We start from the raw sequence: 26,896 nt of genomic DNA, 5'->3' as shown, positions 1-26,896 counted from the left end.
TACGAACAAACCATCCTCACCCAATCCGAATGAACGCGTTTCATTATCGACAAAAAAATGTGTAATTTTACCTTTGTGATGATGGAAAAAAGAATAATTAAACAAGAGGATTTCGCACAGTTGCTAAAGCAAAATGGGCTGAAAGTAACACCTCACAGATTGCGTGTTTTAGAAGAAATAACGCAAAAAGACGCAGCTATTTCACAGCCAGACCTAGAGAAGACATTGGGTAAGGAGATTGATCGCGTGACCTTATATCGTATCCTAGCCAGCTTCGAAGAGAAGGGAATTGTACATAAAATATTTGATTTGCATGGTACCGCAACCTATGCTGCATGTGCGCCAGGGTGTAGTCAAAACCACCACCATGACCAACATGTGCACTTCATTTGTTCGGTATGTAACTCGGTATATTGCTTGGAGGAGATTAGCCTTCCTAAGATCCAACTGCCCGCAAAATTCAACATGCAATCACTTGCTATCAATGCGGTCGGACTATGTGCTGACTGCCAAAAAGAAGACTAGGAAATGCAGGCTGAAGCGCCAGCTTTACTGCATTTTCTTTTTATAACCGACAAAACCACCTCCGCAAAAAAAGCCTTGATCAACGAGCTAAAACAACGTGATATAAAAAAGCTAAAATTTTACCAATCAAAAATTAAATAACTGTACTATAACAAAATACACACATTTAAATAAACAAAACAAACAGATATATAATTTTTAGCAAAACAAACAAGCAGAACCAAAAACAACCGCCTCCATACAAAAGAGTCTTAGAGGGCTCAGAACTCACCTTAACACATTTAACAATTTTAGCAAAACAAATACTAAAACCTAAAAATCAAATAGATAATATAGCTAAAATAAACAAATAATAAACAAAACAAATTCCACACGAATCCGTTCAAAAGAAATCCCTATACAACATCCCCTTGTACATCTTTTTTCCGTACCTTAGACAATAGGAAAACTAACAATCGATATACGAAGCGAGCGCTCTTAATTATAGCAAAGACACTCCCCTCCCCTTGGAGCAACTCATATAACGAAAGTCCTTTTTAAGACACGAAAGAAAGACAGATGAAACAGAAAAAAGAAAACCCGTACAAAGAAGTCCTGACGCAACTGATTGTTGACATTTTTGAAAAAAACAAAAATGCTGCTCTGAACTACAGACAGGTTGCTGCGAAGCTGAATGTGGTAGACACCGACTCCAAGGTCGCTATTGCCGACATCCTTTCTGACGAATCAAAATCAAGCAAGTTCGTGCAGACTGACCGCGGCAAGTTCAAGCTTCGCCAGCTGCAAGTATACGTAACAGGAAAGGTCGATATGACAGCCGACGGATCGGCTTATATTGTCCCGGAAGACGAGTTTGAAAACGACATCTATATCGCCCCACGCAAGCTGCGTCAGGCCCTCCATAATGACATCGTTAAAGTGCACGTTTACGAGCGCCGGAAAGGTCGCAAACGCGAAGGTGAAGTAGTCGAAATTTTACAACGTGCCAAGACCGATTTTACGGGCACGATCAGCATCTCCAGCTCCTACGCTTTCTTCTTACCAGACGATCGGAAAATGCTTCATGACATCTTCGTTCCTCTGGACAATCTGAATGGCGCCAAGGCCGGCGAGAAGGTCGTCGTATCAATCGTTGAGTGGCCCAAAGATGCCAAAAATCCAATCGGAAAAGTAAAGTCTGTTTTGGGTAAAAAGGGAGAGAACAACACCGAGATGAATGCAATTTTGGCAGACTATGGTTTTCCTCTTTCCTTCCCGAAAGAAGTAGAAGCAGAAGCCAATGCCATCCCGGAAGAAATACCAGCCGAGGAGATCAAGAAACGTCGTGATTTCCGGAACACAACAACCTTCACGATTGACCCGTTTGATGCCAAAGATTTTGATGATGCTATCTCTTTCAAAAAACTGGACAATGGCAATTATGAAATTGGTGTACACATTGCAGACGTTTCCCACTATGTTGTTCCAAATACCGAACTGGACAAAGAGGCCTTTGATCGAGCTACCTCCGTGTACTTGGTGGACCGCGTGATTCCGATGCTTCCCGAACGCCTGTCGAACGGCGTTTGTTCACTCCGTCCCAATGAAGACAAACTATGCTTCTCGGCAGTCTTTGAGATGGACGACAAAGCAACCATCCATGACCAGTGGTTTGGCCGCACGGTGATCAATTCGGATAGACGCTTTGCTTATGAGGAAGCGCAAGAGGTTATTGAAAACAAAACGGGAGATTTTGCTGAAGAGATTTTAAAACTAAATGAACTCGCATATATCTTGCGTGAGCGCAAATTCAAAAATGGTGCTATCAGCTTTGAAAGTGAAGAAGTAAAATTTCATCTGGACGAAAACGGAAAACCACTTGGCGTATACACCAAGGTTCGGAAAGACGCACACAAGTTAATTGAAGATTTCATGCTATTGGCAAACCGGAAAGTAGCCGAATTTATTGGCAAGCAAGGCAAAGGGAAGAACAAGCTGACTTTTGTCTACCGCTTTCACGACACACCAAATCCAGAGACACTAACAACCTTTTCACAATTTGCTTCGCGCTTCGGACACAAGCTTTCGATTAAAACGGATAAAGAGACCGCCAAATCGCTTAATGCACTAATGACGAAGATAGAGGGCAGTAAAGAGCAAAACTTGCTTACATCGCTTGCCGTGCGCTCTATGGCGAAAGCAATTTATACTACAAAGAGCACAAGCCACTACGGACTGGCCTTCGATTATTATACACACTTCACATCTCCGATCCGTCGATACCCTGACGTCATGGTACATCGCTTACTCCAATTCTATTTGGATGGCGGAACAAAAGTCAATGCGGAACACTACGAGAAGATGGCTGAACATTCCTCACAAATGGAAAAGAAAGCTGCCGAAGCAGAACGTGCATCCATCAAGTACAAACAAGCGGAGTACCTTCAAGACCAGATCGGCATCGAGTTTACAGGAATTGTATCCGGCGTAACCGAATGGGGCATGTATGTGGAAATCGAAGCAAACAAGTGTGAAGGAATGGTACGCCTACGTGATATCACAGATGATTTCTACACGCTGGACGAAAAGAACTATGCCATCATTGGACAGCGTAAGAAGAAGAAATATCAGCTTGGCGACGAAGTACAAATTAAAGTCAAGAAGGTCGACCTCGAAAAGCGTCAGATCGATTTCACACTCCTAACCTAATATTTGATTAACCGATCAGGTTGACAACATAATCAAACCGTTTTTATAAGGGCTGGGGACATTGTTTACCCCAGCCTTTTTTTCATTATATCGATGCTGACGCGAACCTCCCTCGCCATCAAACTACTCTTTCCAGTAATAACTATCCGGATACTGCCGTTCACCGAACACCGCCGTTCCCACACGAACAATCGTCGCCCCCTCAGCAATAGCAATTTCCAAATCGCCGCTCATCCCCATAGACAACTCCACCATCTCCACACCTTCGATCGCTGCTTCTTTCACCAGCTCCTGGACCGCTCTGAGTCGCTGAAAACAAACACGCACCTTTTCCTCTTCCGCACTAAAGAGCCCGATAGTCATCAAGCCCCGAACTCTTACATTTGGCAACAACGCAACCGCACGAACCAAATCCAGCGCTTGATCTGGATGTACCCCAAACTTACTTTCCTCGTCCGACGTATTTACCTGAATAAGTACATCCATCGTTTTTCCCTCCAACACCAACCTTTGACTCAGCTTCTCCGCAAGCTCGAGCCGATCGAGCGACTGTAAGCACGCCACGTCGTAGCGTAAAAGCTCTTTTATCTTATTCGTCTGCAAATGTCCAATAAAGTGATTCGTATGCGGCATAGACCGCAAAGCCTCATACTTTGCTTTTAATTCTTGCAATTTATTCTCCGCAATCAAAGTCGCCCCAGCACCTAGGGCCACCGCTATCCGATCGGCCGACACCGTCTTAGTCGCCAATAACAACTTCACCTCTTCCGTACGACGTCCGCTCGCAGCACAAGCTTTTTCGATACGAGATCGAATATGATGCAAATTATTTAAAATATTTTCTTCCATACCTTATTTCAATTTATTGCTTTTTTACCTCACCCCGACTCCCTTGCAAGACAGGCAAGGCTTGCAGCAACGCGTAAGCTCCCATTTCTGTTTCTCCGCCAGCAAGCACCTGCCGTAATACCGCTCCCACAAAAGATTTCGCCAAAGGAATAGCTTCTTCCAAAGACTGTCCTAAGGTAAGTTGAGCCGAAAGTACGGCCGTAAACAAATCTCCCGTTCCCACAGCCTCTACCGGCACCATATCCTCCAAGAAACGCCGCACCTTTCCCTTCCAGATTAATACCGTTTCCACTTTATCTGCCGGTGTATCTTCAAGCAGAGCACTCGTAAGCACAATAGCCTTATCCCTTAACACAGAATGGGCTGACACAGCCTCCAACAAATTGTTGATCGTCGAAAACTTACGTCCCAACAGGTAACTCAACTCAAAATGATTAGGGGTCATAATATCACATACTGGAAGCAATGTCGCAATCGAAGCATCCGCAACCGCTGCTGGCAAATACAAACCATTTGTACGCATATCGCCAAAGACAGGATCATACACATAAGGTCTATTACCACCTCCCTCTTTCCAATGTTGCACAAAATCAACAACCGCAACCATCAAGGAAGCATCATTGATATAACCACTAACGATACAAGCCAACCTTTCGTAAACCGGGATCGCCGCAACACCACGAAGCAAATCTCGAAATAACTCAGGTGCCGTACTAGCACCATAATAAACTGCATGATCGGTGTGTGTCGATAAAAAGACAGTCGGCACATTCACCATATCAAGACCATGAAGTGCAATTGCCAATCCTGCCACGTTATTGCCTACATACCCCGACGATACCATGCTCTGTATCGATAAGATGGAAGATCCCTTTCTTTTTGCCATATTTAGATTCTTTGGAATAAAATAAACTATCCATATACAAAACCATAAGCTCCCCTAATTGTTCACTGATGCACAAAGGTGCCCTATTCTATTCGTTTATTGGCGCACCAGTATCTTTAAATACATATAGTCCAACCCCACCAAAAACTTCTTATCCTACATCAATGCAAAGTCTGTTCGGGCGATGTACTTTTGTACTACACAAAGCAAGAAAGGAAAAACAACATGGCAACGAAAAACATAGAAGCAATCATCAATCCAAGAACGCCACACTTTGTCGGCGATGGATTTCGGGTACACAACTTCATCCCTAGCGGAAACAACATGGGGTCAAAACGAATGGATCCGTTCATCCTATTGGACTACAATTCAAAATTCTACTTTCCACCAACAGACAAACCACGCGGCGTCAGCGTACACCCGCACCGCGGCTTTGAAACAGTAACCATCGCTTACAAAGGTAGCGTCTCGCACAATGATAGTAGCGGCGGTGGCGGCACTATTGCCGAAGGCGATGTACAATGGATGACTGCTGCCTCAGGCATTCTTCATAAAGAATACCACGCGGAAGAATTCAGTAAGACGGGAGGTGATTTTCAAATGGTGCAATTGTGGGTAAACTTACCTACGAAGGATAAAATGTCGACTCCAAAGTACCAAGCGTTAAGCAACAAAGATATCGCTCGACACCCGTTAGATAATAACGGAAGTTTCATGGAAGTCATTGCCGGTACATATAACGGCACAACAGGAAGCGCCTCGACCTTTTCACCCGTTCATGTTTTTAATGCACACTTGAAGCAAAACGGAAAAGCTTCTTTAGACTTTCCGGCCCACTACAACACGGCACTATTGGTGATCGAAGGACAAGTAACCGTAAACGGCAAGGATATTATCCCTTCTGATCATTTTGGCTTATTTAAAAATGACGGCACGTCTTTTGAAATAGAAGCTTCCAGCGACGCCGTCGTATTGATCTTGAGTGGAGAACCGCTAAACGAACCTATCGTGTCACATGGTCCGTTTGTCATGAACAGTCATCAGGAAATCATGCAGGCAATTGATGATTATAATGCAGGAAAATTTGGGCATTTAGAAGAATAAAAGACAACAAGTACGCTGTAATGCGTATAAAACAGTAAATATTAAACAATTAATAATAAACGCTATGCTAGTAGAACAATTCAACAGAGACCGCAAAGGTTTTTTCAAAGCCACTGAAGATGGTAAAGAAGCCGGCAGAATGACATATTCCTGGGCAGGAGACAGTAAAATCATTATCGACCACACCGAAGTAAACGCTGAATTTAATGGTCGTGGTGTCGGAAAACAAATGGTGATGGCAGCTGTAGATTTTGCCAGAGAAAATAACATCAAGATATTACCACTGTGTCCTTTTGCAAAAAGCGTATTCGACAAAACAGAAGAGATTAAAGACGTTCTTTTTTAAAAGACGCTGTCACGCTACTGCGATAAGCGCAGTAACGTGGCAGTCCTCTTAAGCTTTCAAAGACATTCTAATCCTTTTCGAAGTTTTCGCTAGATTTACCGGCAAATAAAGACACGATGATAATCAGACCTGCGACACCAAGCGACTATTCCGTTATTATGGAAATCTGGCGTTCCGCTGTTTTAGCGACACATCATTTTTTATCACACGAAGATTTCAAACTCTTCGAACGCTTGATCCCAACCGACTTTCTACCGCAGCTTGAGGTATACATAATGGAAGAAGCAAATGCAGCCAAAGCTTTTTTAAGTGTTTCCGAAGACAACCTCGAAATGTTATTTGTATCCCCTACCGAAAGTGGAAAGGGCTTTGGAAAAGCTGCCGTACAATTTGTGGTCCATACCCTCGGCGTCACCAAGGTGGATGTAAATGAACAAAATGAACAAGCTGTTGGCTTTTACCTAAAACAAGGGTATAAACAGATTGCTCGATCAGAAAAGGATGGCATGGGAAAACCATACCCACTTCTTCACCTTCTTTATCCCACAGAATAAAGCCCCCTCCCCCATACGAGATATTTTGTTTATTTTTACAGAAACCCTTTAAAACAACTTATCATGAATGGAACAGCAATTGTGGGCGGACTCGCCTTTTTAGTCGTTATTATTTTAGCACTTATGTTTGGCTTACCACGTTACTCGGTTTGGCAACAAGAGATGGCCGGTAAAGCAAGATTAGCTGAAGCGACACAATCACGACAAATATTAATCGAACAAGCGCGCGCAGAGAAAGAAGCAGCCTCCCTACAGGCTGAAGCCATAAAAATTATGGGCGAAGCCGCACAAAAATATCCAGAATATAGAAAACAAGAGTTTATTGGAGCTTTTGGCGAAGCGCTTAAAGCCGGAAAAATACACCAGGTTATTTATGTTCCAACCGAAGCGAACATCCCTATCATGGAAGCATCCAAGCGACCAGCCATAGCGGTTGAATAAAAAACAAAAGAAAACAATTCAACATGAAGGGGCCAGCAGATATCTGCTGGCCCCTTCATTTTTTAACAAATGTAAAAACTTTCTCGCTTCACAATACGGAACTTTGCTGCTGTAATCAAGGTGATAATTCACTATTACACTGCGCTTTTAAAACACCGAAACAGTTATTCCCTGTTCGGTGTTATTTAAGCATCGTGAATATTTATAAAGCAAAGAAAGTATGAACAACATTCTAACGAAAAGCACACTTATTCGTCTGGTATCAGTTTGGCTTATTGTCCTCGTATTTATGCTTTTCGGACATATGCTGATTGGCGATAACATGACCATCCCATCCGCCGCCCTAGGTTTTACGGTACTTCTGGGCGCCATCATTGCAGCATCCTTTGGTGTAGTCAAGGAAGCAGACAAACTCGCCCATACATCGGGCGAACCTTATGGCACACTGATCTTAACATTGTCGATCGTTCTGATCGAAGTGATCCTGATATCCGCCGTGATGCTTGGCCCCGGGGAATCGCCGACTATCGGCAAAGATTCCATCTTCTCCGTCATGATGATCATCATGAATCTAGTCGTAGGTTTATGTATCCTTTTCGGCGGCTTACGCTATGGGGAACAATCTTATAATGCACAAGGGACACTTACATATATCTCGATGATCGTTATACTCGGTGGACTGGCCCTGCTCTTGCCTAACTTTATTGTCGGTGCTGGAGGCGGTATGTTTACCAACACGCAGGCAATAGTTATCTCCGTGCTCACCGTGGTTTTATATGGTTTTTTCCTGCTCTTCCAAATGAGGAGCTACAAGCACCTTTATATACAGCCGGCCCCGGGAGAAATGACAATTTCTTTCCCAAAAAAAGCGATCATAGAACAACACGCAGCAACGACAGAGAGCACCGCGAATTCCAGTGAAATCTGGATGCGTAGTATCATATTGGTTTTAATGGTACTCCCCATTGTATTGCTATCCCATAGTATGGCGACCGTTGTAGACTTCGGCATCACTACAGCCAACCTACCGAAGGCATTAGGTGGCATCCTGATTGCTGTTATTGTTTTCACACCGGAATCAATTACAGCCATAAAGGCGGCAATAAACAATGAGTTCCAACGGGCAATCAACTTGTGCCATGGCGCCTTCGTATCCACCGTCGGACTTACCGTTCCCGCCGTCCTGATTATCGGGATTCTAACAAACAAAACAGTGTTATTCGGCCTCACCTCGACAGAAACACTTTTGTTTGTACTGACAAGTATGTTAAGCCTGGTAAGTTTTCTTGGAAAACGCACGACACCTATCTTGGGTATTATTCACCTCGTGCTGTTCGCCATGTTTATTTTACTGGTGTTTAACCCTTAATTTTTTAGACGTTTTAAAATTTGAATTATAGTATATGAAAGAAGAAAACGGGGCAATACGCACGTTTATGTCCCAAAATTACCTCCATTTCAATGCGGCAACAGTAGTCGATGCAGCACAAGGGTATGAACAACATTTGCTAGAGGGTGGAAAAATGCTAATCTCCCTTGCCGGCGCTATGAGCACAGCCGAGCTTGGCATCTCCTTAGCCGAAATGATCCGAAACGATAAGGTTGATATTATAAGTTGTACAGGTGCCAACTTGGAGGAGGATATCATGAATCTAGTAGCACACTCCCACTATAAAAGAATCCCGAACTACCGGGATCTGACTCCACAGGATGAGTATGACTTACTAAACAATAAATATAATCGGGTTACAGACACCTGCATCCCCGAAGAAGAAGCTTTCCGCCGAATTCAATCGCATATTGAAAAGATCTGGAAGGATGCAGAAGCCAAGGGTGAACGTTATTTTCCGCATCAGTACATGTACCAATTACTGTTGAGCGGCGTCTTGGAGGAGCACTACGAAATTGACCCGAAGAACTCATGGATGTTAGCGGCCGCTGAAAAGAATTTACCCATTGTTGTCCCGGGATGGGAAGATTCGACCATGGGCAATATTTTTGCCTCCTATGTGATCAAAGGAGAATTACAAGCCTGCACGGTAAAGAGTGGCATTGAGTATATGGTATGGCTAGCCGACTGGTATGCAATACACGCGAATGGCAAAGGGATTGGTTTCTTCCAAATTGGCGGCGGCATAGCCGGTGATTTCGCGATGTGTGTAGCACCGATGCTGGAACAGGACTTGGAACGTGACAACCTATTGAAATGGCGTTACTATTGTCAGATTACTGATTCAACAACGTCCTACGGTTCATATTCAGGTTGTATTCCCAATGAGAAGATCACTTGGGGAAAACTTGATGTGGACACACCGTCCTATGTCATTGAATCGGATGCCACCATTGTAGCACCATTGATTTTCGCTTGGATATTGAAATGGTAATTAGTGCGTAGTTAGTAGCTGGTAGTTTGTAGAAGCACGAAAGTACACAGTAGAGAGTAGGGAGTAGGGAGTAGGTAATACTTCATACGCTCTACTTCATACTGAGTAAGAGACAGAAACTCTGAAGGACGCAGTACAGCTAGACTTTATGCCGGTTTAACGACAATAAATACTTTGCACTAACTACAAACTATGACCTACAAACCACAAACTCAACAAACCAACCATACGTACGGGTTACCCTTGTGCCCCCCTCCTTTAGACCGCACTTCGACAAGCTTAGTGTGACAAAACGCTACTTCCTTCCGAACATTCCATCATTAAAGGCTTGAGAGCCTCCTCGCGGAATACTTAAACTTTTCCAATCCAAGCCATGGCAAATTTTCCCGATCAGCACCATCTGACCAATATGATACGAATAATGTGCTACTTGACGGTTCACCGCTTGTATAACCGTATGTGCTTGCCCCCGGATATAGACCGTCCGTTCTAGATCCGCTTCTGTCAATGTATTCAGCAGATCCAACAACAGTGTCCAACTTTCATTCCAAGCCTGAAGTAAATCTTCGCGTGCGACTACTAGGTCTTCAAACTCGCCATCCCGATTCCGCCAACTCTTCTCCCCATCGCTGGTTAGAAAATCAGTAAAACGCGAACGGATATTAGCGGTAATATGTCGCACAATAATGGAAATACTGTTACTCCCTTCCCCCGGATTCCAGCTCAACTGCTCATCACTTAACACAGCAATGGTTTTATCCGCCAGCGCCTTTCCGTCAGTAAATTCTTTTATTACGCTTCGTATATAGGTATTCATTTTTGTTTAATTAAGTCTTTATGATTAAGGATCAGCTCCCCCTCCACACTCTTGATTTCAAAAATACAAACTATCAATTAGTATTAAATAGCGCGCATGAAGTATTCAGTACTTTACACTCGCTACAAACCACCAACTAGCTACTAAAACCGCACGCTAGCACGAGCCTTCGGCTCGTGTTGTGTATCATATAAGTCCGAGTTACAAGCTTAAGCTAGCAAGGGTAATAGATAAAAAATCAACAAAACAACCACAAACCACCAACTACGATCTAATCACTACAAACCATCAACTCCCCCCTACCAACTACTAACAAAACACGTTCACAAAAAAATAACACACAGCTCTTTACATTTTCAGATACTTTGATTATCTTTGCGGACTTAAAAATTAATTTTTTACAAATTAAAAAACAAAAACAGGTAAATGCCTACTATTCAACAATTAGTTAGAAAAGGTAGAGTAGCTCTGGTTGATAAGAGTAAGTCACCAGCGTTGGACTCATGTCCACAGCGAAGAGGTGTGTGTACGCGTGTATACACTACTACCCCTAAAAAACCAAACTCAGCAATGCGTAAAGTAGCTCGTGTACGTTTAACAAACGGTAAAGAGGTTAACGCATACATCCCAGGAGAAGGTCACAACTTACAAGAACACTCGATCGTATTGATCCGTGGTGGTCGTGTGAAAGATTTACCGGGTGTACGTTACCACATTATCCGTGGTGCATTAGATACTTCAGGTGTAGCAGGTCGTAACCAACGTCGTTCTAAATACGGAACAAAACGCCCTAAACCAGGACAAGCAGCAGCAGCTCCTGCAAAAGGTAAAAAGAAATAATTAAACGGAGGAAAAGAAAATGAGAAAGTCAAAACCAAAAAAGAGAATCATTTTACCTGATCCAAAGTTTAACGACACTCAGGTAACACGTTTTGTAAACAATATGATGTTAGACGGTAAAAAATCTACCGCTTACTCTATTTTTTACGATGCAGTAGAATTAGTAGAACAAAAAACACAAGAGAGCGGTCTTGAAGCATGGAAAAAAGCGTTGAACAACGTAATGCCAGCTGTAGAGGTTAAATCTCGTCGTGTAGGTGGTGCCAACTTCCAAGTTCCTATGGAAGTACGTCCAGAGCGTAAAATCGCTTTAGGTATGAAATGGTTAATCTCTTACGCACGTAAACGTGGTGAGAAAACTATGTTCGAAAAATTAGCAGGAGAAATCATTTCAGCTTCTAAAGGTGAAGGTGCTGCAGTGAAGAAGAAAGAAGATACGCACAAAATGGCGGAAGCTAACAAAGCGTTCTCACACTTCAGATTCTAAGCTTGAAAGCTACAAAGCAAATATGATTACACCGACTCATGTTAATCGAACTATCGTTTATCAGGGTCGGTGTACTTGTTTATTGTGTAATTAAAACATTAAGCCTTCCAAGGCAAACTGCTTAAAATATTATGGCAAAAGATTTAAAACTAGTTAGAAATATCGGTATCGCTGCACACATCGATGCTGGTAAAACTACAACAACAGAGCGTATTTTATTCTACTCTGGTGTTAACCACAAGCTAGGAGAAACTCACGAAGGTTCTGCTACAACTGACTGGATGGCACAAGAGCAAGAGCGTGGTATCACGATTACCTCTGCTGCGGTTACCGTATTCTGGAACTACCGTAACAAAAAATATCAAGTAAACGTTATTGATACACCAGGACACGTTGACTTCACTGTTGAGGTTAACCGTTCATTACGTGTACTTGACGGATTGGTATTCTTGTTCTCTGCTGTTGATGGTGTTGAGCCTCAATCAGAAACAAACTGGCGTTTAGCGGACGGATACAAAGTTCCTCGTATCGGTTTCGTAAACAAAATGGACCGTTCTGGTGCTGACTTCTTGAAAGTTGTTAAACAAGTTAAAGATATGTTAGGTTCTGATGCAGTTGCTTTGCAATTGCCAATCGGCGCTGAAGATGACTTTAAAGGTGTAGTTGACTTAATCAACAACCGTGGTATGGTTTGGAATGAGCACGATAAAGGTATGACCTTTACTGAAGTTCCAATTCCAGAAGATATGTTGGATGAGGTTGCTGAATACCGCGAGAAATTATTAGAAGCAGTAGCGAGTTATGATGAGACGTTGATGGAGAAATTCTTCGACGATCCTAACTCATTGACTGAGCGCGAAATCTTAGACGCTTTACGTAAAGCTGTATTGGATAACGCTATCGTTCCTATGGTTTGTGGTTCTTCATTCAAAAACAAAGGTGTACAAACAATGCTTGACTTGGTAATGGAATTATTGCCATCACCATTAGATCAAGAAGCGGTAAAAGGTACAAACCCGAACACAGGTGAAGAGATCTCTCGTAAACCTTCTGAAGCAGAGCCTTTCGCAGCATTAGGTTTCAAAATCGCAACAGATCCATTCGTAGGTCGTTTATGTTTCGTACGTGCGTACTCTGGTGTACTAGAAGCAGGTTCTTATGTCTTGAACACACGTTCAGGTAACAAAGAGCGTATCTCTCGTATCTTCCAAATGCACGCAAACAAACAAAACCCAATCGAGCGTATCGGTGCAGGTGATATTGGTGCGGTAGTAGGTTTCAAAGACATCAAAACAGGAGATACTCTTTGTGATGAGAAACACCCTATTGTATTAGAATCTATGGTATTCCCTGAGCCAGTTATTGGTTTAGCGATTGAGCCTAAGACACAAGCTGACGTTGATAAATTAGGTATTGGTCTGAGTAAACTTGCTGAAGAGGATCCTACATTCGTAGTAAAATCTGACGAAGAAACTGGTCAAACAGTAATCTCAGGTATGGGTGAGCTTCACTTAGATATCTTGATCGACCGTTTACGTCGTGAGTTCAAAGTTGAGGTTAACCAAGGTGCACCTCAAGTAGCATACAAAGAGTCTATCAACGGTACTACAGAGCACCGTGAGGTTTACAAGAAACAATCAGGTGGTCGTGGTAAATTCGCGGATATCAAAGTTGTTATCTCTCCTATCGATGAGGACTACGATACTTCGAAATCAGCGCTTCAATTCGTAAACGAAATCGTTGGTGGTGCTATTCCTAAAGAATACATCCCTTCTGTTCAAAAAGGATTTGAATCGTCATTGAAAAATGGTGTATTGGCAGGTTTCCCATTGTCAGGTATGAAAGTACGTTTGATTGATGGTTCATTCCACGCGGTCGATTCAGATGCTTTGTCATTCGAATTAGCAGCGAAAATGGCTTACCGTGAAGGTCTACCTAAATGTTCTCCTGTATTGATGGAGCCTATCATGAAAGTGGAGGTTTTAACACCAGAAGAAAACATGGGTGATGTAATGGGTGACTTAAACCGTCGTCGTGGTCAGATGCAAGGTCTTGACTCCCGTAACGGAGCGCAAGTAATCAAAGCATTAGTTCCACTTTCTGAGATGTTTGGTTACGTAACACAATTGCGTACAATCACTTCAGGTCGTGCAACATCTACGATGGAGTTTGATCACTATGCAGAAGCACCTCGTAACGTACAGGACGATGTAATTGCAAAGTCTAAAGGAAGAGTTAAAGGATCTGTAGAATAATCCTTTATTAATAATAAACCGACCTCCTATTGTGAATAGCTCTAATAGGAGGTCTCTTAAAACAATATATAATGAGCCAAAGAATCAGAATCAAATTGAAATCTTACGATTACAACTTGGTTGACAAGTCAGCTGAGAAAATCGTAAAAACTGTAAAACCTACAGGTGCTGTTGTGAGTGGTCCTATTCCATTGCCTACAGAGAAAAAAATCTACACGGTTTTACGTTCACCACACGTTAACAAAAAAGCACGTGAGCAATTCCAATTGTGTGCTTACAAACGTTTGTTGGATATCTATTCATCAAACTCTAAAACGGTTGACGCATTGATGAAACTTGAACTACCTTCAGGTGTTGAAGTAGAAATCAAAGTGTGATAGATTTCAGTGCATGAAAAAGAAAACCGCCAGCGTAACAACTGGCGGTTTTTTTTGTTTACATAGCATGCTTACAATAATTTCATTGTAATAATTATTTTTTTTGTAAGTTCGCAAACCAACATATGAATATTTTCGACAAGCATAAATACGAACACCTCGTAAATCGCCTTTCTCAGGGCGACCACCAAGCTTTTGAAGAATTATATCATATCTTTTATCCCGACTTGGCCGCACATGTTCTTTCCAAAGTAAACGATGATGCTGTGGCCCAAGATATCCTCCACGATCTCTTTTACAGCCTCTGGAAGAACCATGAGAAAATAGCGCAGATCCAGTCTCTCCCCGCCTATCTCTTTACTTCATGCCGTTATTTAGTCATGGCTTACTTTCAAAAAGCTTACCTGATCGACAAACAGCAAAACGTAGAAGATCTCGAAATCCACAGCACCCAAGAATCCATTGAAGACCAGCTATTTAACAGACACCTTCTCGATATTATACAAACAGAAGTAGAGAATCTACCCGAAAAATGCCGCCTTATCTTTAAGATGAGCCGCGAGGATCAAAAATCAATACGCGAGATAGCACAGGAGCTGAATATTTCAGAATCTACGGTTGAGAATCAAATAAATAAAGCGCTCAAAAGGATCCGTACCGCAACAAAAAACTTCCTACACACCGTGATTGTATTTTTTTAAACAAAAAAAATACACTGAAAATAAGCCATTTACATATTTTTCAACTTTTTATTCAAAATAGCGTAGGTGCTAACCCTAGTTGAGCACACTTACCATCACAGCGTTTATAACAAGCGCCTACTGATAGTAAGATAATAGATGAAAATCAATCAGCATATAGCAACAATCATACGTAAGTATTTCGACCGAAAGGAGTCCAACGCTGAACGGAAATCATTATACGAATGGTACGATGATATCGACAACAGCCAAAAGATTACACCCGAACGGATTGCGCGTCTGAAGGCGCTTAACGCAGCGCGTCTCTTTCCCTTAACCCGACCGAAGCAAGTTAAAAGACTGTCTACTTTTGTGAAGGTTGCAGCCGCTGTTTTGTTGTTATCGGGATTGGGGTATATCGGCCTTCAATACTACGAAAATCAACAAGAATACGTAATGGGAGCAGCTGAGCTGGCCAAAATTACGCCAGGCACGGATCAAGCCACTATTACACTTGGTTCTGGTGAAACCATAGACTTGGAAAACATAAAACTTAATGACTCTTTAAAAATAGGAAATACGGTTATTTATAAAGATGAACAAGGGCAAATAACCTATGCAGCAGTAGCTGAAGGCCTTAATACAGCAGATATTTACACCGAAAACATACTTCAAACCCCAAAATCTGCGCAGTATAAAGTGATGCTATCGGACGGTACGAAAGTAACATTAAATGCAGAATCTAAACTCATCTACCCTGCTCACTTTGCCTCCGGTAAAGATCGAATAGTCACACTCAGCGGTGAGGGATATTTTGAGGTAAGCAAGACTTCTGATAGCCGTAAGTTCATGGTAAAAACGAAAGGGCAATTGACTGAAGTACTTGGAACCAAGTTTAATATCAACGCATATGCTAATTCAAACAAAACAGTTACCACCTTGGCAGAAGGTTCAATCCGTGTCCAAAGCGACAACCACACCATCGTTTTACAACCGAATCAACAGACAGTCCTTAAAGATGGAGATCTAATCAAGCAGCATATCGATGCCACTACCGCAATTGGCTGGACCGAGGGTTACTTCTACTTCGACAACACAAATGCGGCTGAGATTATTCAACAAATAGGTCGTTGGTATGATATTGAAGTGGAGTATGATGGCAAGACACCGATTACATATAGCGGAAAGATCCCGAAGAATCTAAACCTGGGCAAACTAATTGAGTTACTGAACTACGCTGACATCAAAGCGAAAGCCGTATCGAACAAGAATAACAAGAAAAAACTAGTCATCAATTAATCTAAAAAATGAAGTTAAAACAAACAAAAAGCTAAGAGAATTGCTGAATAAAAAAACCGGGAAAGTGTTGGCCCACCTCCCCGGCAAAATAACATTCAGCTGCAAACGGAAATTTGAGCAATCTGCTCAAATTATAAACAGATTATTCACAACCAAACTAATCAAAGTTAATGAAAATTACGCTAAAAAAACGCTATGCGAAAGGTTTAGCTGTAGCTGCTTTTTCACGAACCGGGCGATGTATGATGACCCCGAAAAAGCAAACGCGTACCCCTTTCCAGAGTGCTTTAAGATCTACGTTAATGAAACTAAACCTTATAGCCAGCCTGCTCGTTATCGGACTATTGCAAGTCCACGGTAATAGTTACGGGCAGAACATTAAAATAAAACGACAGAACGCCAGCTTCGAAGGTATCCTCAAAGAGATGGAGAAGCAGAGCGGCTATATGTTTTTCTATAAAAAAGCAGAGGTATCAACGGTCAAGAACCTTCAGGTTGACTTCAATAATACACCGTTCAAAACAGCCTTAAATGAACTCCTTAAAGACAACAATTTTGAGTACGATTTTTTTGATCAAGCCGTTGTAATTAAGAAGAGCGAAAAGAGCAACACTTCGGAACCAACTGTGGTGAAGCAGCAGCGTATCCTGGGTCGGGTTATGGATAAAGATGGCAAAGGAATTTCTGGAGCTTCTATCCGTATGAAGTCTGACCCGCAAGCTGCCACAAGCTCGGGCGAGGATGGAGATTTCAGTTTACCGGTAACAGCCAGTAACAAAACGTTTATCGTTTCTTATGTTGGCTATGGGACGGTTGAATTTGTAGCTGATCCGAAAAAGGAACCGATCAAAGTTGTTTTAGTAAAGACAGATCAGGAGTTGGAAGCAATTGTCGTATCAACCGGACTTGTTACCCGTAATAAAGAAAGCTTTACGGGTGCTACCGCTAGCTTTACAGGCGCAGAGTTGAAGCAAGTCGGAAATACGAATGTAATCCAAACCTTGAAAACTCTAGATCCTTCTTTTATCTTAATGGAGAACAATTTAATGGGTTCAAATCCAAATGGCTTACCACAAATTGAAATCCGTGGAAAGACGAGTATACCAGGACAGAGTATGAATGACTTATACGGGATGGATCCGAATCAACCCTTATTCATCTTAAATGGCTTTGAAACGACTTTAAGAACGGTTGTCGATTTAGATATCAACCGTATTCTCTCGGTTACGATCTTAAAAGATGCGGCTTCCACTGCAATGTACGGTGCGCGCGCATCAAATGGGGTAATTGTTATCCAGACGATCCGTCCAACTCCGGGTCCGCTTCGCATTACCTACAATAATGACATGAACTTTGAAGTGCCTGACCTTTCCGTCTACAATATGATGAACGCTGCTGAAAAGTTAGAATTTGAACGATTAGCGGGGCGATATCACACCAGCAACCTCACTTGGAAATTAACCTTGGATGAGTTATACAATAAACATTTAACAGATGTTATGCGTGGTGTAGATACATATTGGTTAAAAGAACCTCTCCGCGACTTCGGTTTCACCAATAATTCTTCCATTTATGTCGATGGCGGTGCCGAGGCTTTCTCCTATGGTGCCAGCTTTAATTACAAACGACAGAACGGTGTAATGAAAGAATCGAACAGAGACTCCTGGACCGGAACTGTTTCATTAATATACAAAAAAGATAATTTCACCTTTGACAATGAAACATTCATTCGTGGTTATCAGGGACAAGAATCTCCATATGGCGCCTTCTCTACTTGGGTAAATACAAACCCTTATTTTGAAAAAAATACCACGGACCCATTTCTTGAAAGAGCCATAAACTCTCAAAACAGCTACGTATATACCCTTAACCCTATGTATGAAGCGAGTTTATACTCCTACGATCGCAACAAGAACGTGGAGATTCAAAATAATATGCGCTTCACCTACAAAATCAATGACCGTTTCAATTGGATAACAGGACTTCAGGTAATGAAGGGCTTTACCACTAGCGAACTATTCCGAGATCCGAGAAGCAATGACTTTGTTAATGTAATTGAGACTCAAAAAGGAACATACAGACAGGGTAAAGTAGATAACGATTCGTACAACTTCAATACGATGCTTACCTATAATCACATTATAGCGCAGCTCCATTCTATTACCGCTAACTTTCGTGTTGAAGCTGCACAGCGTAAATCGGGCAGTTTCGTCACGGACCTAGAAGGATTCCCAATTGGTAGTGATGGTAATCCACGCTATGCTTATTCGTACAAGAATAATAGTTCCCCTTCAGCTGCAAAAAACACCTACCGTACGCTGAACGGCTTATTTGCAGTTAACTACGCCTATAACTCACGCTATCTATTTGATTTTTCCTATCGGGTTGACGGATCGACCGCTTACGGAAGTGAAAATCAATACTCCCCTTTCTGGTCGACTGGTATAGGTTGGAACCTGCATCAAGAAGATTTTCTAAAAGAACACCCTTGGATCAACAAGTTAAAACTAAGTGCAAATGTTGGGATAACGGGTAATCAAAATTATGGCTCCGTTAGCTCTTTCAGAACATACGACTACGGATCCAACAGCTACTACAATTCATTTGGCAATACGATCGCCTTATCTTCTATCGGGTTTCCTGATCTAAAGCCGCAGGCAACAAAACAATACAACTTTGCTGCTGATTTCTCTTTATTCAATAAAAGATTCAATGCTTGGGTTAACTACTACATAAAAGATACGGATCCTTTGGTTGTAAGCAGTAACCGTCCTTCATCTACTGGTGTCCCTCGTTCCCCAATCAATGCCGGCAACCTTGTTGTAAAAGGCATCGAGGCCCGGGTAGATTATACCATAAAACAAAACGAGGACCGCTCTTTTGTTTGGAAGGTGAATGCAACCGCCAACCATTACAAAGATCAATATCGAAATTTTGGAGGTGCGCTCGCGGCATTGAATGGTGAAGAGGCTCTTAACAAAACACTTATTCGCTATGCTGATGGGAATAGCTCTACTGCTATTTGGGCAAAGAAATCAATGGGTATTGACCCACTAACTGGAAGAGAAGTTTTCTTTACAGGAGAGGGACAGTACACCTTTGACCCCACTAAAGCGGAGGTGATGAATGTCGGAAACACCATCCCTAATTTCGAAAGCGTTTTCTCCACTTCTGTTTACTACAAAGGTTTTAATTTTGGTGTTTACTTCAGATGGCGCAATGGAGCTGATATTTTCAACACCGCTTTATACGACAAAGTTGAAAATATCTCATTCACAAACATTGTAAGGAACCAAGATAAGAGAGCTTTATATGATCGCTGGAAAAATCCTGGAGACATTGCATCTTTTGTCTCGATCCGACAAACAAATAGTTTAAGTGACCCTTCTTCCCGCTTTGTGCAACGTGAAAATGTATTATCAGGTGAATCCTTAAATTTCGGATATACCTTTTCACAACAAGCCTGGCTACAAGCCTTAAAAGTGAAATCATTAAATGTTACAGGTTATCTAAACGAATTTTTTAGAGCTTCGACTGTACTTCGCGAACGCGGAATTAGTTATCCTTTCGCAAGGTCTGGTTCATTAAGTATCCGGGCATCTTTTTAATTGACATCTTATGAAAAGAAATACAATCAAATTAGTGCTTCCTATAATAACGATCCTTTGTGGACTGTTATCGTGCAATAAATATCTCGATGTTAAACCAGAAGGTTTTATCGATGAAGAGGAGGCGTACAGAAATGAATCTACGGTTAATGCCCGTTTGAATAATGCCTACATATCATTAGCAAGTAGCTCTCTCTATGGAGAAAACATGACAATGAGCACCGTAGAAGCATTAGGACAACGCTTTAATTTAGTGGAGGATAATAAATACTACCAAGTAAGTAAATACAATTATACCACGGCTGAGTCCAAGAATCTTATGGAACAGATCTGGAAAAAAGCTTACACCACAATATTAGATGTAAATGAATTTGCTGAAGGGCTAGATAAACACTATCAAAGAGCAGGCTTATCTGAAACAACGCGCGATATATATAAAGGAGAAGCGATTGCTATCAGAGCTTTTATACATTTCGATTTATTACGCCTTTTTGGTCCTGTATATAAAACAGATGCGACCAACATCGCAATTCCATATAATAAGACAACGAAAAGTGGTACACTTAAGTTACTTACAGGCAAAGAAGTAATAGAAGAGGTATTAGCTGACCTCAAACTTGCGGAACAGTTATTATTGAATGACCCTATTTTGAAAAATGGCCCTATGCCGGGTACAATAGTAGGTGCTAATAATTTCATGCGTAACAGAAATTATCGTTTTAACTATTACGCTGTAAAAGCACTACAAGCCAGAGTAAATTTATACATCGATGATAAACCGACGGCTTTACTAGCAGCTAAAGAGGTCATCGGCGTGAGTAATTTCTTCCCTTGGACGACCGTACAAAATGCGGTTTCAGAAAAGGAAAATCCCGATAGAGTCTATACAACAGAGATGGTTTTTGGGATACAGAACAGTAACCTTTATGCGCGATATAATGACCTCTTTAGTCCGGCGCTTACGGGAGCCAATATTCTTTCGACCAATCAAACACGATTAAATGAATGGTATGAAAACAACGGTAACGATTACCGTTTTAATCCGTTTTGGGTGGTCCCTTCTGATGGTAGTAAAACGTATAGAACATTTATCAAATATCAAGATATTGTTGACAAAACTAAGGTATATCGATTCTCAATGCCCTTATTAAGACTCAGCGAAGTTTACCTCATAGCGGCTGAAACGGAACCGATAGCCAGTCAAGCATTGGAATATCTAAACAAGGTTCGTAATCAACGTGGTATTCTGAGCCTGAGTGGTACTGTCAATATGGATACAGAAATACAAAAAGAATACCGCAAGGAATTCTTCGGAGAAGGTCAATTATTCTTTTATCACAAACGAAGAAATCTACCGAATATTCCAAATGGAGCAGCCAATACTGGAAACATCGTTATGAGTAAGAACACGTATGTCGTACCACTTCCGGACTCGGAAACACAACCAAGACAATAACATGAAAAGATTTGCACAAACAATATGTATACTATTCGCGCTGATGAGTACTTTTTCTTGTGAGAAAGATAAGCTTATAGACTACAGTGGCGAACCAAGCATATACTTCTTTGAAACCAACCGTCCGCTAAAATTTCAGGGCGAAATTCTAAAAGATTCTACCATAATTGAGTTCGCTGCAACCAATTTGACAGATAGTATACAGCCCATCGTGATAGCTACCCTTAGTAAGCCTGAAAATGTGGACCGAAGTTACATCTTAAAAGTAGACCCGAAGTCGACTGCTATAGAAGGAACGCACTATGAATTCGTAACCAAGGATTTTGTAATCAGCAAAAACGAAATACAGGATACAGTCTTTATAAAATGGTCAAAAAAACCAGAAATGGCCAACACGGAATTTAAACTGTATCTGTATATAGAGTCGAACGAGAACTTTAATACTGATATGAAAGACCGGGTCATTAACCCAAATACAGGTGAAAAGATATCACATATCAAGTATCAAATAATTGCCCATGATATGATCCCTAAGCCCGTCTACTGGTTGGATTCCTTTTACGGGCCTTTCACCAGGAAGAAGTTCTTGTTGATGTGTGAGGTATTTGATATGGAGCCTCTATACTTTATCAATCTTATGGATATATCAGAGATGACAGCGCTAGCCAAGATGATGCACCGCTACTTGAATGAACAAAAGGCTGCGGGCAATATTATTTACGAGGATAATGGTACACCAATGACAATGGGTTCCGTGGGACAGCAATAGGAGCCTCTATCAAAAAAGATAAATATTATGAAATCTAAAATATATAAAAATATAGCCATACTTTCCTTAATCCTGACCATGTTAGCCGTTTTTGCAGCGTGTAATAAAGATTTAGGGAACTACAACTATACCGAATTAAATGCCGTGGATACGGTATATGATTTACGTGATACCACCGTTTTGTACAACTCTCGTTTTCAACTAGCTCCCAAACTAAGTTTCACCTTAGATCCTACGGCGAGCCCGGATGACTATACCTATGAATGGGTATATTTTACAGGCGTTAAGGATGAGGATAAAATTGCGATCTCTACTGAGCGAGCTATTGATTACGAAGTGCGTCTATCGCCGGGAACACGGGTGATATACTACGCGGTAAAGAATAAGAAAACGGGTATAGAGAAGCGTTTTTCATTTAGACTCACCGTTGTAAACGAAATAAACGAAGGGTGGATGTTCTTAACAGAAGTGAATGATGTCGCCCGGGTAGATATGCTCTCGCTCCATACCACAGGAACAAAATTCGACCTGATTAAAGATCTACTAGCGACAACAAAGTCAGACCTTCATTTAACGGGCAAACCACGTTCTCTATACGGTTATACTTCTGGTTTAGCAACAAGCCTAGGTGCAAATTTTTCTTATGCGTTATACATCAACACAACAGAAAATGGTTTTCGCTTAGAGCCAAATACATTTGCCTGGCAGAGCAATTATACATTAAGCAAAGAGATGATTGGCGCTCCTGACAAAGTGAGTGCTGATGTTATCAAACGGAATAGCAGCAATCGCGCCTATATGATTAGTGGAGGGAATTTATACCTTTTTGATCGGGTTAACCAATTGCGTTTTGGCATTGAATTAAATCTTATCGCCCTAAAAAATCAATCTTTTAAAGTTGCGCCATTCATTGCATCCAATGAAAGTACGACAAGTTCAACTGCAGCCATCTTTTTTGATGACACCTATAAAAGATTTGTAAAACATACAGGAACCGCAGCTTCATGTACCGAAATTCCTGACCCAACAAATAAGCTCTTTAGCTTTCAAATCGACAAAAACCTTTTGTACATGACCCGAACCCCGTACAACAGTGGTGAGGTTTTTTCTGTACTTCAAGATTTGCAGTCCCCTAAGCGATACATCGCACGATTTAATCCTGTAAATAATGCACAAGCTTTCTTTGAGGAAATAAAAATCCCTGATTTCGACAAAGCCGAAAATTTTGCTGTCAGCCCTGTGTATGGTTACTTATTCTATTCGATAGGTAGTAAAGTTTATGAATACGATATGTTCGCTAAAACCACGAAAGTTATGGCTGACTATGGCAATCAAAAAATTACCATACTACGGTTCTATTCTTTCCAAAATGCAACCAAGTATACGGGTGAAAAAGATCTTATCGTGTGTACATATGATGAATCAAAACCTGTTGGCGAAGGTGGTAAAATGGACATTTATGATGTACCAGGGTTAAACGCGCAGATTACACTTAAGAACAGCTATAGCGGTTTTGGTAAAGTACAATCATTGATGTACCGTGAAAGATAAGGGAAGAATCAATATGAAATTACTAATTAATGGGTTCATTTTAATAGCTGTAGGTTTTTTCAGCCTACAAAAGAGCTACGGTCAAGGCACTGAACAAATTGTTCAGGCCTTGCGCCTGGCTTTCCAAGAAAAAAATGAAACAGTAATTCTTCCTTATTTATCTCCAGACTTTACCGTTGCAGGAAATACGGATGGCGGTGCTAAAGGCATCCTAAAGCACATAATACAGGAATATCCCATAAAGGATATTAAAATTCTATCGGAGGAAAGCGTTAGCGGAGGTCAAAAAATTAAGGTAGCCGTAGATCAAAACGCAGACACGAAGAGCCAAACCAATATCTATATCGATACAAATGGAAAGATTCGTTACATCGACTTGTTCGATCAGCTCTATGGCATGAATCGATACGGGACCGCCAAGCTACGGACCCGTATCCCATTTGAAAATAGAGATGGCTCCATTATCCTTTCCGTTCGGATCAATAATTTTGCGCGTCCCTTACGTCTATTGTTTGATACCGGAGCTGATGGTATGGCCGTTAGTCAAACCTTAGCCGACGAAATCGGCCTTACGGTAACGCGTCAAAACAATGCTTCAGTAGTAGGGAGTAATATTGCAATTCAGGTATCCGATAAGAACAGCATCTTACTCGACACCTTGAAACTTGAGAATATGGGGATTGCCATATTTGCAACAGTAGGTCACGATGTCGATGGGATTATTGGTAATACCCTGGTGAAACGGTTTATTGTACAAGTAGATTACGACAAAAGCGAGCTTTCTTTATTCGACTTCGGCGATTTCAAAAATAGTGGTAAAGGGACATCTGTTCCACTTCGTATGTCCAATGGTATGCTTTCCTTGCAGGGGGAATTAACGATTAAGCCCGGAAAAAGCTACACCGGAAACTTTGTCTTCGACACAGGTGCTGCCTATCACTTAATCTGTTTCCGTCCATTTGTTCGTGATAACAGACTGCTAGTAAACGGCTTCAAACCATTGTACAACGGTTCGACAGCAAGCTTAGGCATGGTGTCGCCTACATATACGGGACGGAGTCATCAGTTTTCTTTAGCAGGTATAGAACCATTGATGGCAATGCCCATCACACTTATGGCAGGTAGCTCCGCAAATGAAAATTGGCGTCCTGCTTTTGACGGTTCCATCGGCGTTCGTTTGATGAGTCGTTATAACTTTGTAATTAATGTGCAGCGCAACGAGCTATTCCTCACAAAGAATAATACCTTTCATTATCCACATGATTTCTTATTAGGGGAAACCGTACTGGGATGGAACCACCAAGGTAAGCTGGTGATACTCCAATCATTAAATCCGACATCCCCCCTATCCCCTGCTGGCAGTGAAGTGGTTCGGATAGGTAATATCAAAGGAAGTGAATTACGTGATGCACCAGAAAAACTAACCGCCCTCCTTCAGTCGGACGCGAATCTTAGCGTGAATGTAGACATCTTGGAGGACAACAATTTAAAAACACATACTCTATCTCTTGAAAAAAGATTTTAACATGAAAAAAATAACACTTTCAATATTCGGTATCATTCTATCCACCCTTATGTATGCGCAGCAAGCTAGCATTATTAATGGTACAGTGGTAAAAAAGGCATTAAACAAGGTGTATCTATACAAGGTATACAATGGTAAACTTAGTGAAATCGCGACTTCTACCCCCGATAGTTTAGGACAATTTGCTTTCAAATTTACACCCGCTTACACCGGGTTGTATGCGCTTGGCGGAAGTGATTCGTTGGCGCTGCGAACAACAAAAAACTTCTATTTTAAAGGAGGTGATGAGTTAAATATTGAGCTTTCAAATGGGGATTATACTTTGGTTGGCGAAAACACGAAAGAAAACCTGCAAATGGCGAAGTGGCACGACCGAACAAAGAAGATGGCTGCAAAAGCATTTGGTATGACAGGAAGAAGTACATTTGTTGATTTCTTTCCTGACGTAGAAGAGCTAAATGAAGAAATCGCAGGCATTAAATCAGCCGTTAACACGGGAAACCCAACCTTCGATAAAGAATTTGCATCTATCGTAGATTATGATTTCGCCTATATCGCCATTGGATACATCTATACACCAAGACCCGCGCATCCTGGCAAGGAAGAAATGAGCGATTATTACGTAAATTTTAATCCAGACCATTTCTTAAAAGATGATCTTTTAAAGTTCCCATATGGAAACAGACTGCTCAACCAATTGATCTTTAGAAAGGTAGATCTAAGCAAAAAACCAGATCTTGATCAACAGCTGTCCGTTATTCCAACTACCGCTCTAAAAGGACAATACGCTATTAACGCTATGGAATCCACGAAATCATATAGTGACTATCTAGCACAATATGAAAAGTATAGCGCATACTTGATTCTACCAGAACAAAAAGAACGTGCAAAACGTGTAGAGTTAAAATTAGTAGATACCAAATCAGGAGCTCCAATTATTGACTTTTCTTTTGAAGACACAAAGGGAACGAAACTTTCATTATCTTCCTTAAAAGGCAAAATGGTACTGATGGATGTATGGGCTACCTGGTGCGGACCGTGCAAAGCAGAAGAACCACACTGGGAAAAACTAGTTGAGAAATACGAAGGTAAGAATATTACATTCCTTGGCATCTCCGTAGATAAGGATAAGGATGCTTGGATCAAATATAACGTAGACAAGAAATTGAAAGGTTTGCAGGTGCATGCTGGACCACAAAATGACCTTTCTAAATTTTATAAGATCACGGGTATACCTCGGTATTTGCTGATCGACAAAGCTGGTAATATTATTTCGGTGGATAGCCCACGTCCTAGTGATCCAGCATTGATCAAGCTAATTGATCAGGGCTTAGCACGATAGGTTTAATTAGTTTATAGACAAAAAAGGGGCAACGAATAACTATTCGTTGCCCCTTTTTTTTGTTTGGAGTTAGATAGTTGGTAGTTGATTGTTGGTAGTTGGTAGTTGATAGT

At 41.4% G+C, this 26,896-nt stretch carries 23 protein-coding genes; 20 read left to right on the top strand and 3 right to left on the bottom strand.

Annotated elements, in window-relative coordinates; all coding sequences use genetic code 11:
- Positions 1-57: 57 nt before the first annotated feature.
- Together E2P86_RS05240 and rnr are read left to right on the top strand one after the other, a co-directional pair.
- Positions 58-525 carry a Fur family transcriptional regulator gene (locus tag E2P86_RS05240; protein WP_234991271.1) on the top strand — a complete coding sequence of 156 codons (468 nt, stop codon included), beginning with the start codon at positions 58-60 and terminating at the stop codon, positions 523-525.
- A 558-nt stretch (positions 526-1,083) separates the two neighbouring features.
- Complete coding sequence (rnr, locus tag E2P86_RS05235; RefSeq protein WP_085473836.1) at positions 1,084-3,213, top strand: ribonuclease R; 2,130 nt, start codon at positions 1,084-1,086, stop codon at positions 3,211-3,213.
- Positions 3,214-3,336: 123 nt separating this feature from the next.
- Here the strand turns inward: rnr and E2P86_RS05230 are convergent, their stop codons facing one another.
- Together E2P86_RS05230 and pdxY are read right to left on the bottom strand one after the other, a co-directional pair.
- Positions 3,337-4,062 carry a YggS family pyridoxal phosphate-dependent enzyme gene (locus tag E2P86_RS05230; RefSeq protein ID WP_134431262.1) on the bottom strand — a complete coding sequence of 242 codons (726 nt, stop codon included), beginning with the start codon at positions 4,060-4,062 and terminating at the stop codon, positions 3,337-3,339.
- A gap of 13 nt (positions 4,063-4,075) precedes the next feature.
- Positions 4,076-4,948, bottom strand: a complete 873-nt coding sequence (gene pdxY, locus E2P86_RS05225) for a pyridoxal kinase (RefSeq protein ID WP_134431259.1) — start codon at positions 4,946-4,948, stop codon at positions 4,076-4,078.
- Between the two features lie 225 nt (positions 4,949-5,173).
- Between pdxY and E2P86_RS05220 the strand changes: the two genes are divergently transcribed.
- The 6 genes from E2P86_RS05220 to E2P86_RS05195 all read left to right on the top strand — a co-directional run bounded on the left by E2P86_RS05220 (position 5,174) and on the right by E2P86_RS05195 (position 9,777).
- Positions 5,174-6,052, top strand: coding sequence for a pirin family protein (locus E2P86_RS05220; RefSeq protein ID WP_134431256.1), 879 nt, complete (start codon positions 5,174-5,176; stop codon positions 6,050-6,052).
- Positions 6,053-6,116: 64 nt separating this feature from the next.
- Positions 6,117-6,398, top strand: a complete 282-nt coding sequence (locus E2P86_RS05215; protein ID WP_085473832.1) for a GNAT family N-acetyltransferase — start codon at positions 6,117-6,119, stop codon at positions 6,396-6,398.
- Between the two features lie 116 nt (positions 6,399-6,514).
- Positions 6,515-6,952 (top strand): GNAT family N-acetyltransferase, encoded by a 438-nt coding sequence (locus tag E2P86_RS05210; RefSeq protein WP_134431253.1) that lies wholly within the window; start codon positions 6,515-6,517, stop codon positions 6,950-6,952.
- Positions 6,953-7,015: 63 nt separating this feature from the next.
- Positions 7,016-7,393, top strand: coding sequence for an ACT domain-containing protein (locus tag E2P86_RS05205; RefSeq protein WP_085473830.1), 378 nt, complete (start codon positions 7,016-7,018; stop codon positions 7,391-7,393).
- Between the two features lie 220 nt (positions 7,394-7,613).
- Positions 7,614-8,762, top strand: coding sequence for a calcium:proton antiporter (locus E2P86_RS05200; RefSeq protein WP_134431250.1), 1,149 nt, complete (start codon positions 7,614-7,616; stop codon positions 8,760-8,762).
- Positions 8,763-8,796: 34 nt separating this feature from the next.
- Positions 8,797-9,777, top strand: a complete 981-nt coding sequence (locus E2P86_RS05195; RefSeq protein ID WP_134431247.1) for a deoxyhypusine synthase family protein — start codon at positions 8,797-8,799, stop codon at positions 9,775-9,777.
- Positions 9,778-10,072: 295 nt separating this feature from the next.
- Here the strand turns inward: E2P86_RS05195 and E2P86_RS05190 are convergent, their stop codons facing one another.
- Positions 10,073-10,594 (bottom strand): DinB family protein, encoded by a 522-nt coding sequence (locus E2P86_RS05190; protein ID WP_134431243.1) that lies wholly within the window; start codon positions 10,592-10,594, stop codon positions 10,073-10,075.
- 426 nt (positions 10,595-11,020) lie between these two features.
- Here E2P86_RS05190 and rpsL point away from each other — a divergent pair, with 426 nt between their 5' ends.
- The 12 genes from rpsL (at position 11,021) to E2P86_RS05130 (ending at position 26,783) form a co-directional block, all read left to right on the top strand.
- On the top strand, positions 11,021-11,434 hold the full coding sequence (rpsL, locus tag E2P86_RS05185; protein WP_002993550.1) for a 30S ribosomal protein S12: 414 nt from the start codon (positions 11,021-11,023) through the stop codon (positions 11,432-11,434).
- A gap of 19 nt (positions 11,435-11,453) precedes the next feature.
- Positions 11,454-11,921 carry a 30S ribosomal protein S7 gene (gene rpsG, locus E2P86_RS05180; RefSeq protein ID WP_085473826.1) on the top strand — a complete coding sequence of 156 codons (468 nt, stop codon included), beginning with the start codon at positions 11,454-11,456 and terminating at the stop codon, positions 11,919-11,921.
- A 131-nt stretch (positions 11,922-12,052) separates the two neighbouring features.
- Positions 12,053-14,176: an elongation factor G gene (gene fusA / locus E2P86_RS05175; protein WP_085473825.1), complete on the top strand. Its 2,124-nt coding sequence runs from the start codon at positions 12,053-12,055 to the stop codon at positions 14,174-14,176.
- 71 nt (positions 14,177-14,247) lie between these two features.
- Positions 14,248-14,553 carry a 30S ribosomal protein S10 gene (gene rpsJ, locus E2P86_RS05170; protein ID WP_002993539.1) on the top strand — a complete coding sequence of 102 codons (306 nt, stop codon included), beginning with the start codon at positions 14,248-14,250 and terminating at the stop codon, positions 14,551-14,553.
- A gap of 125 nt (positions 14,554-14,678) precedes the next feature.
- Positions 14,679-15,254, top strand: coding sequence for an RNA polymerase sigma-70 factor (locus E2P86_RS05165; protein WP_085473824.1), 576 nt, complete (start codon positions 14,679-14,681; stop codon positions 15,252-15,254).
- A gap of 138 nt (positions 15,255-15,392) precedes the next feature.
- A complete protein-coding gene (locus E2P86_RS05160) occupies positions 15,393-16,532 on the top strand; it encodes a FecR family protein (protein WP_085473823.1) in 1,140 nt (379 codons plus the stop codon).
- A gap of 170 nt (positions 16,533-16,702) precedes the next feature.
- Entirely contained in the window at positions 16,703-20,140 is a 3,438-nt protein-coding gene (locus E2P86_RS05155; RefSeq protein ID WP_085473822.1) for a SusC/RagA family TonB-linked outer membrane protein, read from the top strand.
- 10 nt (positions 20,141-20,150) lie between these two features.
- Entirely contained in the window at positions 20,151-21,596 is a 1,446-nt protein-coding gene (locus tag E2P86_RS05150) for a RagB/SusD family nutrient uptake outer membrane protein (RefSeq protein ID WP_085473821.1), read from the top strand.
- 1 nt (position 21,597) lies between these two features.
- Complete coding sequence (locus E2P86_RS05145; RefSeq protein ID WP_159451859.1) at positions 21,598-22,365, top strand: DUF4843 domain-containing protein; 768 nt, start codon at positions 21,598-21,600, stop codon at positions 22,363-22,365.
- Between the two features lie 27 nt (positions 22,366-22,392).
- Positions 22,393-23,916 (top strand): PKD-like family lipoprotein, encoded by a 1,524-nt coding sequence (locus E2P86_RS05140; protein WP_085473819.1) that lies wholly within the window; start codon positions 22,393-22,395, stop codon positions 23,914-23,916.
- 13 nt (positions 23,917-23,929) lie between these two features.
- A complete protein-coding gene (locus E2P86_RS05135) occupies positions 23,930-25,441 on the top strand; it encodes a retropepsin-like aspartic protease (RefSeq protein ID WP_134431240.1) in 1,512 nt (503 codons plus the stop codon).
- A gap of 1 nt (position 25,442) precedes the next feature.
- Entirely contained in the window at positions 25,443-26,783 is a 1,341-nt protein-coding gene (locus E2P86_RS05130; RefSeq protein ID WP_234991269.1) for a TlpA family protein disulfide reductase, read from the top strand.
- Positions 26,784-26,896: the final 113 nt, after the last annotated feature.

The sequence above is a fragment of the Sphingobacterium psychroaquaticum genome (assembly GCF_004421025.1).
GTDB lineage: Bacteria > Bacteroidota > Bacteroidia > Sphingobacteriales > Sphingobacteriaceae > Sphingobacterium > Sphingobacterium psychroaquaticum.
This window is presented reverse-complemented; position numbering and strand designations above follow the sequence as displayed.

Bases quoted from the DNA above. Each gene is read 5' to 3' on its own strand.
- E2P86_RS05135 (WP_134431240.1), top strand. From the start codon at position 23,930: ATGAAATTACTAATTAATGGGTTCATTTTAATAGCTGTAGGTTTTTTC.
- E2P86_RS05140 (WP_085473819.1), top strand. From the start codon at position 22,393: ATGAAATCTAAAATATATAAAAATATAGCCATACTTTCCTTAATCCTG.
- E2P86_RS05200 (WP_134431250.1), top strand. From the start codon at position 7,614: ATGAACAACATTCTAACGAAAAGCACACTTATTCGTCTGGTATCAGTT.
- E2P86_RS05220 (WP_134431256.1), top strand. From the start codon at position 5,174: ATGGCAACGAAAAACATAGAAGCAATCATCAATCCAAGAACGCCACAC.
- E2P86_RS05190 (WP_134431243.1), bottom strand. From the start codon at position 10,594: ATGAATACCTATATACGAAGCGTAATAAAAGAATTTACTGACGGAAAG.
- E2P86_RS05155 (WP_085473822.1), top strand. From the start codon at position 16,703: ATGAAAATTACGCTAAAAAAACGCTATGCGAAAGGTTTAGCTGTAGCT.
- E2P86_RS05160 (WP_085473823.1), top strand. From the start codon at position 15,393: ATGAAAATCAATCAGCATATAGCAACAATCATACGTAAGTATTTCGAC.
- E2P86_RS05195 (WP_134431247.1), top strand. From the start codon at position 8,797: ATGAAAGAAGAAAACGGGGCAATACGCACGTTTATGTCCCAAAATTAC.
- E2P86_RS05150 (WP_085473821.1), top strand. From the start codon at position 20,151: ATGAAAAGAAATACAATCAAATTAGTGCTTCCTATAATAACGATCCTT.
- rnr (WP_085473836.1), top strand. From the start codon at position 1,084: ATGAAACAGAAAAAAGAAAACCCGTACAAAGAAGTCCTGACGCAACTG.
- pdxY (WP_134431259.1), bottom strand. From the start codon at position 4,948: ATGGCAAAAAGAAAGGGATCTTCCATCTTATCGATACAGAGCATGGTA.
- E2P86_RS05205 (WP_085473830.1), top strand. From the start codon at position 7,016: ATGAATGGAACAGCAATTGTGGGCGGACTCGCCTTTTTAGTCGTTATT.
- fusA (WP_085473825.1), top strand. From the start codon at position 12,053: ATGGCAAAAGATTTAAAACTAGTTAGAAATATCGGTATCGCTGCACAC.
- E2P86_RS05165 (WP_085473824.1), top strand. From the start codon at position 14,679: ATGAATATTTTCGACAAGCATAAATACGAACACCTCGTAAATCGCCTT.
- E2P86_RS05215 (WP_085473832.1), top strand. From the start codon at position 6,117: ATGCTAGTAGAACAATTCAACAGAGACCGCAAAGGTTTTTTCAAAGCC.
- rpsL (WP_002993550.1), top strand. From the start codon at position 11,021: ATGCCTACTATTCAACAATTAGTTAGAAAAGGTAGAGTAGCTCTGGTT.
- rpsG (WP_085473826.1), top strand. From the start codon at position 11,454: ATGAGAAAGTCAAAACCAAAAAAGAGAATCATTTTACCTGATCCAAAG.
- E2P86_RS05145 (WP_159451859.1), top strand. From the start codon at position 21,598: ATGAAAAGATTTGCACAAACAATATGTATACTATTCGCGCTGATGAGT.
- E2P86_RS05230 (WP_134431262.1), bottom strand. From the start codon at position 4,062: ATGGAAGAAAATATTTTAAATAATTTGCATCATATTCGATCTCGTATC.
- E2P86_RS05210 (WP_134431253.1), top strand. From the start codon at position 6,515: ATGATAATCAGACCTGCGACACCAAGCGACTATTCCGTTATTATGGAA.
- E2P86_RS05240 (WP_234991271.1), top strand. From the start codon at position 58: ATGTGTAATTTTACCTTTGTGATGATGGAAAAAAGAATAATTAAACAA.
- E2P86_RS05130 (WP_234991269.1), top strand. From the start codon at position 25,443: ATGAAAAAAATAACACTTTCAATATTCGGTATCATTCTATCCACCCTT.
- rpsJ (WP_002993539.1), top strand. From the start codon at position 14,248: ATGAGCCAAAGAATCAGAATCAAATTGAAATCTTACGATTACAACTTG.